Source organism: Burkholderia cepacia ATCC 25416, assembly GCF_001411495.1.
Lineage (GTDB): Bacteria > Pseudomonadota > Gammaproteobacteria > Burkholderiales > Burkholderiaceae > Burkholderia > Burkholderia cepacia.
The window spans coordinates 884,653-896,291 of the sequence record NZ_CP012983.1 but is presented as its reverse complement, the minus strand read 5'-3'; the positions used below and the strand labels follow the sequence as shown (position 1 = coordinate 896,291).

The window sequence follows — 11,639 nt, the reverse complement described above, 5'->3', positions numbered from 1 at the left end:
GAGCGTCACACGCCGCGCGCGTTCCAGGAAAACCCTTTCGTCAGGAGATTTTGCGATGAAGATCGTTGTCATCGGTGGTTCGGGCCTGATCGGCTCACGCGTCGTCACGTTGCTCGGCGAGGCAGGGCACCAGGCGCTTGCGGCGTCGCCGCGCACCGGCGTCAATTCCATCACGGGCGAAGGCCTGACCGACGCATTGACGGACGCCGACGTCGTCGTGGACGTCGCGAACGCGCCGTCATGGGAACCGCAGGCGGTGCTGGATTTCTTCCGCACGTCGGCCCGCAATCTCGGCAAGGCCGAAGTGGCCGCAGGCGTGCGCCATCACGTCGCGCTGTCGATCGTCGGCTGCGACCGGATGCCGGAGAACGGCTATTTCGCGGCCAAGGTCGCGCAGGAACAGGCGATCGAGGCGGCCGGCGTGCCGTACACGATCGTGCGTGCCACGCAATTCATGGAGTTCATCGGCGGCATTGCGGATTCCGGCACCGAAGACGGGACCGTGCGCATCGGCGACGGACTGTTTCAGCCGATTGCCGCGGAAGACGTCGCGGCGCTGCTCGCGCAGATCGCGCTGGCCGGGCCGCTGAACGGCACGGTCGAGATCGCGGGCCCGGATCGCGCGCCGTTCGCGGAGATCGTCGCGCGCTACCTGAAGTCGGTCGGCGACACGCGTGCGGTGGTGACCGATCGCGAGGCCCGCTATTACGGCGGCCGCGTCGAGGAACGATCGCTCGTGCCGCTCGGGGCAGCGCGACTCGGCACCATCGGCCTGGACCGGTGGCTCGCAGGAAGCTGATTCGCGTGTCGAAGGTGGGGGGCAGGCGTACGCCTGCGACGGGCAATCGGGATGGGCGGGATGTCTGGGGGCAGCGGAAATGAATCGATCGGATACGTCGGAGCACGGCGTTCGTCGCGACTTGCCAGGGCGCGCCGACGCATTGTCGGCCAGCTTCGGTGCAAGCTACGCGGGCATCCTTGCGTTCGTCGCGGTGGCGAGCGAGGGGAGCTTTACCAAGGCCGCCGAACGTCTCGGCGTCGGTCGGCCGGCCGTGAGCCGCAACGTCCAGAAGCTGGAGGCGCAGTTGAGTACGCGGCTGTTCCAGCGGACCACGCGCATGACGGAACTGACCTGCGAAGGCCAGCGATTCTTCGAGAACTGCCACCAGGGCGTGGCGCAGATCGTCGAAGCCATGAACGACATGCTGGAACTGCGGGAGGGGCCGCCGCGCGGCCTCATCCGGATCAGCTCGGCGGTGGGTTTCGGCCGGAAGATCGTTGCGCCGCTGCTGGAAACGTTTGCGAAAGCCTACCCCGACATCGTCATCGATCTGCTGCTCGACGATCGGCCGGTCGATCTGGTATCCGAACGAATCGACGTGTCGTTCCGCAATGGACGCATCGAGGATTCGAGCATCATCGCCCGGCAACTGATCCCGATGCAGATGGCGCTCTGCGCGTCGCCGTCGTATGTGGCCGCGCACGGGCTTCCGCAGAGTCTGGAGGATCTGGGCCGGCACGAGTGCATCAACTTTCGTTTTGCGAGCGGCCGCATATTCGAATGGGAGTTCAACGTCGACGGCCGCGTGCAGAAATACCTGCCGAAGTCGCGGCTGACGTTCAACGACGCGGACCTGGTGCTGCGTGCGGTCCTGAACGGTTCGGGCATCGCGCAGATGGCGGGTTACCAGATCCGCGACCATATCGCTTCGAGCGAACTCGTCGTCGCGCTGGCGCAGCATGTGCCGGAAGATCGCGGCCACTATATCTGCTATCTCAGCCGGCAGCATCTTCCGACGCGCATTCGTATCTTCGTCGACTTCATGACCGAGCAGATACGCGCACTCGACCTGAACTGCATGACCCGGTTCAATCCGGATGTCGCGGTTGCGTCGCCGACCGGACTCGCGGCGTGACGAGCCTGTGAAGGGCATTCACCACGGGCCGGGGCCGGTTCGTCAGGCATCGGCCGCGGTGAGCGGACGGCACGCGACCCGTGCGCGGCCGCTTACCCGCGCCCCTGCCGCAGCGCGCGGCCCATCTCCGCGATCGGCATCGAGACGATCGAGTTCAGCAGGCGCATTTCCCCGGCGTCGGGGCGCGCGACCTCGCGCACTTCGTCGAGCGTCTGCGCGACGCTGCGATCGAGCGGTTCGAGAAAGCGCCGCAGCTCGTTTTCGGCTGCCTTCTCCCTGAGCCCGAGCGCGTGGCCGAACGCGACCAGCGCGCCCAGGTCGATGTCGGCGAAGCGCGCCGCCGCGCCGAGCGGCATCGTCAGCTCGCAGTGCGGCCAATGATCGCCGCGATGATCGGGCCGGTGCGTGGGCGTGTGATAGACGACCGTGCTGACGATGTCGTAAAACGGCGCGAGCCGGTAGCCGCGCGCGTCGACGAAGAACGACAGGTTCTTCAGGTGCGCGTCGCCGTTGCCGACCACCACGTTGAAGATCGTCCAGCGGAACACCGACAGGCGCGCCAGCGCGCGCGTGCTGGTCTGCCCGATCGCGCGGCCGAGTTCTTCCGCGTTCGCGCGCTGGTACTTGAAGCCGCGATCGTAGTTCAGCAACTGCATCGCATCGATCGTATGCAGCCGTGCGGCCGGCTCCGACGCGGTATCGCGGTCGAAACGGTCGATCACGTAGCATGCGGACGGCGCGCGCAGAAAGTGCACGTCGGGCACGTCGAGGCCCATCCGCTTCGCGAGCTTCATGCAGAAGAACTCGTTGATCGCCGAATGCGGATAGCCGGCGGCGCGCATGTCCGGTTTCAGCAGATGCATCGACGGTTCGCTGCCGACCGGCTCGAACAGCGTGTAGTCCGGCGCGTCGCCGCGCAGGATCAGCAGCAGCTTCTGCTGCGCGCCGGCCGCCGACATGCGCTTGGGCGCGGTGGCCGTCAGCGCTCGCTCGGGCATCGCCTGGATGCGGCGTTCGAGTTCGTCGAGCGGGAGCGGCTGCATGCTGCCGGCCGCTTCCTGTTCGCCTTGCGCGAGCAGCGTGAGCGCGCCGGCCGATTCGCGCCCGAAGTACGCGAGCAGGCCCCACGCGTCGGCGGCGTCGACCCTGGCCTCGCGCGCAAGCGACGTGCGCATGCCTTCTTCCGGCAGCAGGTTGTCGAAGAACCACTGGACCGGGCGATCGGTCGAGGTGTCGGTGAAGGTGCCGGCGCGCAGCGGGAAAGCGGGGGACAGCGGGTACGCGCGTGGCGATGCCGGCCACTGCGCGTCGTACGTGAACGACCAGACGCCTTTGTCGTCGGTCAGCGCGCCCATGCGCAACCCGTTCGCGGAGGCGATCAGCGTTCTACTCGCCATGGCGGCTCCTGCGGCGTTGCGCGGCCTTCAGCACGTTTGCCGCCGAAATCTCGATGGACGATTGCGCGAGCAGAGTGATGCCCAGTTCGCCGAGCAGCAGCAGGATCTTGCCGACCTGCGCGGTGGGTTTCCCGGCCTCCACCTGGCTGATGAATTTCGGCGAAAGCCCCGTGGCGTTCGCGAGTTCGTCCCGCGTAAATCCCTGCTGGAGCCGTGCCGCGCGGATAAGGTTGGCGAGTGCGCCGATCGTGCCGACGGGCAGGATCTCGTGCATGACGTCCTCCGTGCTTCGTATCTGATCGGGAACAGTATTGCACAACTCGTTGGCGCAGGCATCAATTCGTATCCGAACGGAAACGAATTGACCGTGCCGGCAACGGAATGCTCGTTTCGTTCCCGATCGGGAACCGGATGCGGCGAAATGACGACCGTCGACGTGTTCGTATCCGGGCGGATACGCGATGGATCGACCGAATGTCCCGAAGGAGGCCGGGGCAGCGCACGTCGCCATGGTTAGAATGACCGCCGCACGTCCGTTCATTCCGTGGCCCGTCACCGGGTCGACACGCGCCCATGACCTTGCAAGAACTCGAAAAACTGATGCGAAGCCTGTTCGAGGATGAGAGCCTCGACATCGTCCGTGACACCGGCTACAGCCTTTCCTTCGTCGTGCCCGGCAAGGTCCGGGACGTCAAGGCCGCGCTGCTCGCGCGCACCGACCCGGCCGGATGGGACGGTGAGGCAATCCACTGGTTCTACCGGTGCGACGACGAGGACTGGGCGCTGTATCTGCGCTCGGTTCCGCATTCGGTGTACTGCATCGCGACCGTGCAGTCGCTGCATGCGCGCCACATGCAGCAGTACGAGGATGCGGCGCGGGTCACGCCGGAGCAGCAGGCCATCTACGACGCCGAGGAGGCACAGCGCCGTGAGGAGGCGGAAGCGCGGCGGCGGCGCGACACGCGCAACGAGCCGCTTGCCCCGCTCGGCGGGCCGTTCCACAGCGATGGCGAACGCGTCTGGGCCCGCACCGGCAGCGGGCATCAGTATCGCGCGCTCAACAACTTCGATCTGGGCAGCTTCCGGCACCTGGTCGACCACTTTGCCGTCGATGCGTCGGGGCTGCGCTACTACGCGGGCGGCGCCGCGTTCAGCTACGACGATGCCGGCGAAGGGCTCGTTGCCGACGGCGATGCCGCCACGCTGGAACCCCTGGGCGGCGGCTGGTATCGCGATGCACGGCAGGCTTACCACGTCGAGCGCGACATCCACGATCCCGATCGCGGCCCATGCCGCCTGACCGTCGTCAAGGCCGACGTGGCCAGCCTGACGCATATCGGCGGCGCGTACGCGCGGGATGCGAAGCACCTGTTCTGCGCCGGTGTGCGCAAGCGCGGCATCGACGATCCGGCCGGCGTGGTGAGCCTCGGCTACCGGTATGCGCGGCTCGGCGCGCAGATCCTTTACGACGGCAAGATCGTGACGAAGCCGGGGCGCGTCGACGTCGAGACCGCGCGCGGCGTCTTTCACGACATGCTGATCGACGCCGACGGTCACGTGCTGTGGGGGAAGAACTACCGCAAGCCGTTGCCGGGAATCGACGCACGAAGCCTGCGCTTTCTGAACTGGGCCTTTGCGGTCGACGACCAGCGCGTGTACTACCGCACCAATACGAACCTGGCCGTGTGCGAGGGCGTCGACCGTGCGAGCGTGGAGGTCGTGCCGCCGATCCGCATCCGCGACAAGCACGGGCTGATCGACATCCGGTATCCGGAGGGCATCGTGCGCGTACCCGACCCGTCGACGGAATCGTGACGGTCGCCACGCACGACCGCGCCGCGCCGGGGTATCGCGCGATGGCGCGACGCTGCGATGTCGCTCGACCATTCCCGGCACACGCATAACAAAAGCTGAAATCGGCTTTTCACGCACACCGGGGGCGTCCCTATACTTTGCGGTGCCGTATGTGCGCCGGTTCGCGGATGCCGCGATCGCACCGCGCAGCGGCATTCCCGAACTTCTCGTACAAGGAACCGCAGAATGACCGCCCGTGATGCCGTCGATCCGCGCGACGCGTTGCGCGACGCGCTCGCCGCACTGCCCGATCTCGCGACCGCGATCGGGCAGGATGCCGCGCAACGCGAGGCGCGTCGCGAGTTGCCGTTCGACGGCTTCGCACGCTTCCGGCGCTCGGCGCTGGGTGTGCTGCGGATTCCGGTCGCGCGTGGCGGCCTCGGCGGCACGCTGGTCGACCTGTTCGACACGATCGCGACGCTGGCCGCCGCCGATTCGAATCTCGCGCACGCGCTGCGAATCCACTACGACCAGACCGAGACGCTGCGGCTGTCGCCGCGCACGCCGTTCAACGACGTGCAGCTCGAGCGGGCACTGGCCGGCGCGATCTTCGGCGGTGCGTCGACCGAGCGCGGCACGTCGCGGCCGGGCGAGAACACCACCGTGCTGCGCCGGGACGGCGAGCACTATCGCGTGACGGGGCGCAAATACTATTCGACCGGCACCGCGTTCGCCGATTTCGCGCGCATCAACGTGGAGAACGAGCAGGGCGACGCGGTCGCCGTGATCATTCCCGTCGCGCGCGACGGCGTGCAGGTGCTCGACGACTGGGACGGCATGGGCCAGCGCATGACCGCGAGCGGCAGCCTGCTGCTCGACGACGTGCAGGTGTTCGCGGACGAAGTGGCCCCGCGCGACGGCTCGACGCTCGTCGGCCGCCATTGCGGCGCGCTGCGCCAGCTGCATCTCGTCGCGACGGGCGCGGGCATCGTGCGCAACGTGGTTGCCGATGCGCGCCGTTACGTGCTCGCGCACGGCCGCCCGGTGCTGCACAGCCCGGCGCCGACCGCGCGCGACGATCACTTCATCCAGCAGGTCGTCGGCGAACTGTCCGCGCACAGTCACGCGATCGACGCGCTCGTGCGCGAAAACGCGCGGGCGCTCGACCGTTCCGCCGACGCGATCGAGGCCGGCGACGCCGATGCGGATGCACGCGTGCTCGACAGCGCGCTCGCAACCGCGCGTACGCAGCTCATCGTCAGCAAGCTCGCGCTGCACGCGGCCGAGCGGCTGTTCGAAGTCGGCGGGGCATCGGCGACGGCGCGCGAACACAACTTCGACCGGCACTGGCGCAACCTGCGCACGATCTTCAGCCACAACCCGCTGCTGCACAAGGCGCGCGTGATCGGCGACTACGACCTGAACGGCGTGACGACGCACCTCACCGAAGGCCGCGTGTTCTGACCCGGCCGTGTCGAAACGGTGAACGCCGCGGCGGGCGACACGTCCGCCGCCCGCGTCAGCGCCGCAAGCCGGCGTCGCGCAGCAGCGGCAGCACGCGCTCGCCGAAGAAGTCGAGATCGGGCTTGAAATCGTAGAAGCTCAACTGGATGCCGTCGATGCCTGCGCGGTGCAGCCGCACGATGGTGTCCGCCACTTCCTCCGGCGAACCCGTGATCGAGATGTTGCCGCCGATCGCGCGCGCGTCGGCCTGCGCGCGTTGTTCGAAGCCGCCTCGCCACGCATGCGCGTCGCTGTCGAAACGGTGGAAGCTGCCTTCGTCCGCATGCGCGACGATCGCGTCGCGATACGCGCGCGCTTCGGCTGCCGTTTCGCGGCAGATCACGAGCGGGTTGAGCAGCGTGCGGATCGTCCGGCCGCGCGCGGCGGCGGCCGCCTTCACGCGCGCGGTATGCGCGGGCAGGGCGTCGATCGCGCGTTCGGCGTCGGGGCCGGCCGGGCTCGTGACGAACACGATGTCCGAATAGCGCGCCGCGAACTCGATGCCCGCGTCGGAGCCGGTCGCGTTGATCAGCAGCGGGCGGCCGTAGCGTGGCTTCGGCGTGACGAACGCGCCGCCCAGCCGCCAGCCCGACAGCGCGGGCGTGTAGCTGAAATTGTCCGGTTGCGCCCACAACTGCTGCACCGCGTCGACGAATTCGGCGGCCATCTCGTAGCGCCGGTCGTGCTCGATCCGGTTCCAGCCGAACATCTCGTGCTCGATGGCGCGATGACCGGTCACGACGTTGATGCCCCAGCGCCCGCGCGAGATGTGATCGAGCGTCGCGGTGAACTTCGCGAAATGCAGCGGATGCCACGGCCCGTACAGCACATGGCTCGTCGCGACCAGGATGATCCGCTCGGTGCGCGCGGTCAGCGCGGCCAGCGTCATGAACGAGTCGAGCGCGTGGCCGTCGAACACGCCGCCGTAACCGCCTTTCGGCAGCCATTGCGACAGCGCGAACACGAGATCGAAGCCGAGCGCTTCCGCGCGCGCGACCAGCTCGGCGTTGTAGTCGAACGTCCAGTCGGTCGTGCGCGGCAGCGTCGACGCGCTCCAGCCGCCGGCCTGGATCGGCAGGAACAGCCCGAGCATCAGCGGCTGTGCGAGCACGCGCGACACGGGGCTGTCGGGGAAGTCCGCCGGCGAGCGGACGTCGACGAACGGTGACGTCGCAACCGGAGCGGCGACGGAGGGGGCGCTCATGATGGCTTCCTTGCGGGTTGGGCACGCACCGCGCGACAACGGCGGGTACGTGCGGCGGCGAATCGCCCGGGTGCGATGCCCGATGCGCCGGCGTGCCGACGCAGTGCCGCACGCCGGCTGCTGCGCGGCACGCGGGGAGGGAGTCGGTCATCGTCGAACGCGTATCGCGCCTGCGGGCAGCGCACGGGAAACGCACATTCTCGGCAACCGGGCACGGCGCGGCAAACAACAATTCCCGCTTTGCTTATCGCACCACACCCGCTGCGCACGCCGTCAGAACTTCACGCGCAGCCCGCTGACGAGCGCGACCTGGCGGTTCGTCGACGACGCGCTGCCGATGTTCGAGATCGCCGCGATCCTGCGATAACCGCCCGCCGTCGCCGTGCTCGCATCGCCGGCCGCGAGCTGGTAGATGCCCGACACGTAGATATCGGTACGCTTCGACAGCGCATAGTCGAACCCGAGCGTGAACTGGTGCCAGCGCGGCTTCAGCGTCTGGCCGCCGGTGCCCGGCAGGCCGCTCGCGCGCCCGTCGGTGAACGTATAGACGCCGATCAGCGTAGCCGCCGGCGTGATCTGGTAACGCGCGTTCACGTCGTAGTTGTTGAACTTGCGCGACGAGCCGTCGAGATAGTTGAGCTGCGTGTGGCTCCACGCGAAGCCGAGCGTCGCGCGGCCGAGCGCGTAGTTCGCGCCCGCCACGCCGATCTGCTGCTTGAGCACACCGCCGTTCAGCCCGTAGAAGAACGCGCCGCTGTAGTCGTTGCCGGTGGTCGAGGTCGCGCCGCCCACCGCGCCGGTCGTATTCGACGTCGCATTCGGGTGATTGAGTCGCACGTAACCGCCGCCGACCGACAGCGGCCCGTTCACGTAGTTCGCCGACACGCCCCACGCATTGTTGTTCGAGAAGCCGGTGCCGGCGCCGCCGTTCGCCTGGTTGCTGAACGCATAGAGCAGGTCGGCCGTGAAGCCGGCGATCGTGTCGCTGCGGAACTTCACCGCGTTGTTCAGGCGGAAGCTCTGGTTCATGTTGTCGTTGTCGCCCACGTGCGTGGCCGGCGACCAGAAGCCGGACCCCGAGTACTGCGCGACGAGATCGGTGATCGGCTCGTACTGGCGGCCGAAGGTCAGCGTGCCGATGCCGGACTTGGCCAGGCCCACGTACGCGGAACGGCCGAACAGCCGGCCGCCCTGGCCGAGCCCGCCGTCGCTCGGCCGGAACCCGCTTTCGAGCGTGAAGACCGCCTGCAGGCCGCCACCGAGATCTTCCACGCCTTTCAGGCCCCAGCGGCTGCCGCTCAGCTTGCCGCTCGTCTGCTGGATGTTGCTCGCGCCGCCCTGGTTGTTCGTATAGGCGAAACCGGCATCGACGACGCCGTACAACGTGACCGAACTCTGCGCATGCGCGCTGACCGAACCGATCGAAACCAAACCCAGGACTATCGTTTTTTTGATCATGACTTTCCTCTGTTTTTATGAGTAAGACTGTAAGGAGCACGATGCTATTGACGCGGGTTGAACCGGCGAACGGTCGATCCGTGGTTTGTAAATCGCTGCGCGGCCGATTTGTAATGTGCATTGCTGCAAGTCCGGCATGTGCGTCGCGATCGCGTCCGGCACCCCTGCTGCGGCGAACGCATCGCTCGAACGGCGAACGTCGGGCGCCGGCTACCCGCGGCCGCCGTCATATCGATCGATGAAATGGTTCGATATCCGCAATGTCCGCGATGCAACGGGCGATGCATTTACGCAACGGCCGTCTGTGCGGCGCACGATCGATGCGCTATGCGCGCCGGCATATCGATTTCTCAAAACGTTGGTAGGGCGGTGCGACGCGCAACGGTAGAGTCGGGCATCCGGCCGCGGGCCGGCCTGCTCCGGGACCATGACGGCGCCGACGTGCGCATGCGTCCCGGCTGAACAACGAACACGGGAGCCGTTTGACATGAGTCGCGATGTACTGTTTTTGCTGGAACCGGGTTTTGCCGACCCGAAGCATCCGGGCCAGCGTTTCGTCTGTCCGCACGGTTTGTCGATCGAGGGGCTGCTGGCGAGCGCGCCCGAGCATGCCGGCCGCATCGACGTGAAGCGCGTCGGCTTCGAGCGGCCGCGCCACGCGGTGATCGAGGCGCTCGACGATGCGCACCAGGGCTTGCCGGTCCTCGTGCTCGGTCGCGACCAGCCGGCGCCGGACGACGCGCAGACGCTCGGCGACGTGCGGTTCGTCACCGACGCGCGCCGCATCCTCGAGCTGCTGGCCGAGCGCCACGGGTTCCCGGTGCTGCATTGATGCAGCCGCGCAGGCTTCCGCTCAATTCGCAACCGATCGACAGGAGGATTCGATGGCGTCAACGTCGGCGGCGCGCCGCCGCCTGATTCTTGCCGGCGCCGCGGCCGTGGCGGCGCCGTTCGCCGCAAAGGCCGCGTTCGCCACGCCGGCCGTCAACGCCGATCTCGCCGGCACGACGTTGCGCGTCGCGACCTACAAGGGCGGCTGGCGCGCACTGCTGCAGGCGGCCGGCCTCGGCGACACACCGTACCGGATCGACTGGCGCGAGCTGAACAACGGCGTGCTGCACATCGAGGCGCTCAATGCAGATGCGCTCGATATCGGTTCGGGCAGCGAAATTCCGGCCGTGTTCGCCGCGCGCCAGAAGGCCAGCGTCCGGCTCATCACCCGCGTGCGCGAAGACCTGAACAACCAGGTCACGCTCGCACGCAAGGACACGCCGATCCGCAGCATCGCGGACCTGAAGGGCAAGCGCGTCGGCTACGTGCGCGCGACGACGTCGCACTACTTCCTGTATCGCCAGCTTACGGAAGCTGGCCTGGGCTTCGACGACATCCAGCCGATCAACCACCTGTCGCCGACCGACGGGTTGTCGGCCTACGATCGCGGCGACATCGACGCGTGGGCGATCTACGGCTACAACGGCCAGCTCGCGCGCAATCGTTACGGGGCGCGCGTGCTGAAGACGGGGAAGGGTTATCTGTCGGGCAATTTCCCGGTGTACGCGAACCCGCGCACGCTCGACGATGCGCGCCGTCGTGCGGCGACGGGCGATCTGCTGCTGCGGTTCCGGCGCGCGTATGCGTGGGCGAACGGGCATTTCGGCGACTACGCGCGGGTGCAGAACCAGGAGACGCGCGTGCCGGTGGCCGATCTCGTCGCGATGTTCGACCAGCGCAGCGAAGACTATGCGTTGCTGCCGGTGACGCCCGACGTGGTGGCGCAGCATCAGCAGGTCGCGGATGTGTTCGCGCGGATCGGCGTGCTCGACGGGCCGGCGAATGTCGCGCCGTTGTGGGATACGTCGTTCAACACGCTGGTGGCATCGGCGTGACGCGATGCGCCGGGAAGACTTGCTCGTGAGCCGGCGGCTTCAGGCCCGACGCAGGTTTCGTCGGGCGCGCCGGCTCGGCGGGATCAGGCGAACGTCGTCGCGACCATGATGCCGAACACGAGCCCGAGCGCGATCCCGCAGAGCCGGCCGTAGATCGACGCACGCACGTTGTCGTCGAGCACGAACGGCGAGCGCTTGTGCTTCCATACCGTGCTGAATGCGACCGGGCGGGTCAGCAGCGCAATGCAGGCGAGCAGCACCGGCGTGGCGATCAGCATCGCGATGCGCTGCCCGTTCCAGTCGACGCCGTGCATGGCGAGCGACACCAGCGCGGCGAGCGGCACCTCGACGCACAGGCCCAGCAACGAGCCGTTGACGAATGAATCTCCCGGGGTTTGGAACATGATCGGTCGTAGCGTCCGGATGAAATCGGCGCCGCGTTCGGGCACCTGAAAAATGAAAGCCACGGCCGGAGTCCAGG

General features: G+C 67.7%; 11 protein-coding genes. 6 read left to right on the top strand and 5 right to left on the bottom strand.

Going from position 1 to position 11,639, the window contains the following annotated elements:
• Positions 1 to 55 precede the first annotated feature (55 nt).
• A complete protein-coding gene (locus APZ15_RS36150) occupies positions 56 to 799 on the top strand; it encodes an SDR family oxidoreductase (RefSeq protein WP_027792594.1) in 744 nt (247 codons plus the stop codon).
• Positions 800 to 878: 79 nt separating this feature from the next.
• On the top strand, positions 879 to 1,916 hold the full coding sequence (locus APZ15_RS36145) for a LysR family transcriptional regulator (protein ID WP_027792595.1): 1,038 nt from the start codon (positions 879 to 881) through the stop codon (positions 1,914 to 1,916).
• 92 nt (positions 1,917 to 2,008) lie between these two features.
• Here the strand turns inward: APZ15_RS36145 and APZ15_RS36140 are convergent, their stop codons facing one another.
• Together APZ15_RS36140 and APZ15_RS36135 are read right to left on the bottom strand one after the other, a co-directional pair.
• On the bottom strand, positions 2,009 to 3,313 hold the full coding sequence (locus tag APZ15_RS36140) for a HipA domain-containing protein (RefSeq protein ID WP_027792596.1): 1,305 nt from the start codon (positions 3,311 to 3,313) through the stop codon (positions 2,009 to 2,011).
• Entirely contained in the window at positions 3,303 to 3,587 is a 285-nt protein-coding gene (locus APZ15_RS36135; RefSeq protein ID WP_021158233.1) for a helix-turn-helix domain-containing protein, read from the bottom strand. The genes APZ15_RS36140 and APZ15_RS36135 overlap by 11 nt, the downstream gene beginning before the upstream one ends.
• 299 nt (positions 3,588 to 3,886) lie before the next feature.
• Between APZ15_RS36135 and APZ15_RS36130 the strand changes: the two genes are divergently transcribed.
• Together APZ15_RS36130 and APZ15_RS36125 are read left to right on the top strand one after the other, a co-directional pair.
• Positions 3,887 to 5,128, top strand: a complete 1,242-nt coding sequence (locus tag APZ15_RS36130; protein WP_027792597.1) for a DKNYY domain-containing protein — start codon at positions 3,887 to 3,889, stop codon at positions 5,126 to 5,128.
• A 225-nt stretch (positions 5,129 to 5,353) separates the two neighbouring features.
• Positions 5,354 to 6,571 carry an acyl-CoA dehydrogenase family protein gene (locus APZ15_RS36125; protein ID WP_027792598.1) on the top strand — a complete coding sequence of 406 codons (1,218 nt, stop codon included), beginning with the start codon at positions 5,354 to 5,356 and terminating at the stop codon, positions 6,569 to 6,571.
• 55 nt (positions 6,572 to 6,626) lie between these two features.
• Here the strand turns inward: APZ15_RS36125 and APZ15_RS36120 are convergent, their stop codons facing one another.
• Together APZ15_RS36120 and APZ15_RS36115 are read right to left on the bottom strand one after the other, a co-directional pair.
• On the bottom strand, positions 6,627 to 7,814 hold the full coding sequence (locus APZ15_RS36120) for an LLM class flavin-dependent oxidoreductase (RefSeq protein ID WP_027792599.1): 1,188 nt from the start codon (positions 7,812 to 7,814) through the stop codon (positions 6,627 to 6,629).
• A 273-nt stretch (positions 7,815 to 8,087) separates the two neighbouring features.
• Entirely contained in the window at positions 8,088 to 9,272 is a 1,185-nt protein-coding gene (locus tag APZ15_RS36115; RefSeq protein WP_027792600.1) for a porin, read from the bottom strand.
• Between the two features lie 487 nt (positions 9,273 to 9,759).
• Here APZ15_RS36115 and APZ15_RS36105 point away from each other — a divergent pair, with 487 nt between their 5' ends.
• Both APZ15_RS36105 and APZ15_RS36100 read left to right on the top strand, forming a co-directional pair.
• A complete protein-coding gene (locus APZ15_RS36105) occupies positions 9,760 to 10,104 on the top strand; it encodes a DUF3088 domain-containing protein (protein WP_027792602.1) in 345 nt (114 codons plus the stop codon).
• A 52-nt stretch (positions 10,105 to 10,156) separates the two neighbouring features.
• A complete protein-coding gene (locus APZ15_RS36100; RefSeq protein ID WP_027792603.1) occupies positions 10,157 to 11,158 on the top strand; it encodes an ABC transporter substrate-binding protein in 1,002 nt (333 codons plus the stop codon).
• A gap of 83 nt (positions 11,159 to 11,241) precedes the next feature.
• On the opposite strand, the gene APZ15_RS36095 is transcribed toward APZ15_RS36100, so the two are convergent.
• A complete protein-coding gene (locus tag APZ15_RS36095) occupies positions 11,242 to 11,562 on the bottom strand; it encodes a hypothetical protein (protein ID WP_027792604.1) in 321 nt (106 codons plus the stop codon).
• Positions 11,563 to 11,639 lie beyond the last annotated feature (77 nt).

Excerpts from the sequence above, each read along its gene's own strand:
- APZ15_RS36150 (WP_027792594.1), top strand. The coding sequence starts at position 56 with ATGAAGATCGTTGTCATCGGTGGTTCGGGCCTGATCGGCTCACGCGTC.
- APZ15_RS36145 (WP_027792595.1), top strand. The coding sequence starts at position 879 with ATGAATCGATCGGATACGTCGGAGCACGGCGTTCGTCGCGACTTGCCA.
- APZ15_RS36140 (WP_027792596.1), bottom strand. The coding sequence starts at position 3,313 with ATGGCGAGTAGAACGCTGATCGCCTCCGCGAACGGGTTGCGCATGGGC.
- APZ15_RS36135 (WP_021158233.1), bottom strand. The coding sequence starts at position 3,587 with ATGCACGAGATCCTGCCCGTCGGCACGATCGGCGCACTCGCCAACCTT.
- APZ15_RS36130 (WP_027792597.1), top strand. The coding sequence starts at position 3,887 with ATGACCTTGCAAGAACTCGAAAAACTGATGCGAAGCCTGTTCGAGGAT.
- APZ15_RS36125 (WP_027792598.1), top strand. The coding sequence starts at position 5,354 with ATGACCGCCCGTGATGCCGTCGATCCGCGCGACGCGTTGCGCGACGCG.
- APZ15_RS36120 (WP_027792599.1), bottom strand. The coding sequence starts at position 7,814 with ATGAGCGCCCCCTCCGTCGCCGCTCCGGTTGCGACGTCACCGTTCGTC.
- APZ15_RS36115 (WP_027792600.1), bottom strand. The coding sequence starts at position 9,272 with ATGATCAAAAAAACGATAGTCCTGGGTTTGGTTTCGATCGGTTCGGTC.
- APZ15_RS36105 (WP_027792602.1), top strand. The coding sequence starts at position 9,760 with ATGAGTCGCGATGTACTGTTTTTGCTGGAACCGGGTTTTGCCGACCCG.
- APZ15_RS36100 (WP_027792603.1), top strand. The coding sequence starts at position 10,157 with ATGGCGTCAACGTCGGCGGCGCGCCGCCGCCTGATTCTTGCCGGCGCC.
- APZ15_RS36095 (WP_027792604.1), bottom strand. The coding sequence starts at position 11,562 with ATGTTCCAAACCCCGGGAGATTCATTCGTCAACGGCTCGTTGCTGGGC.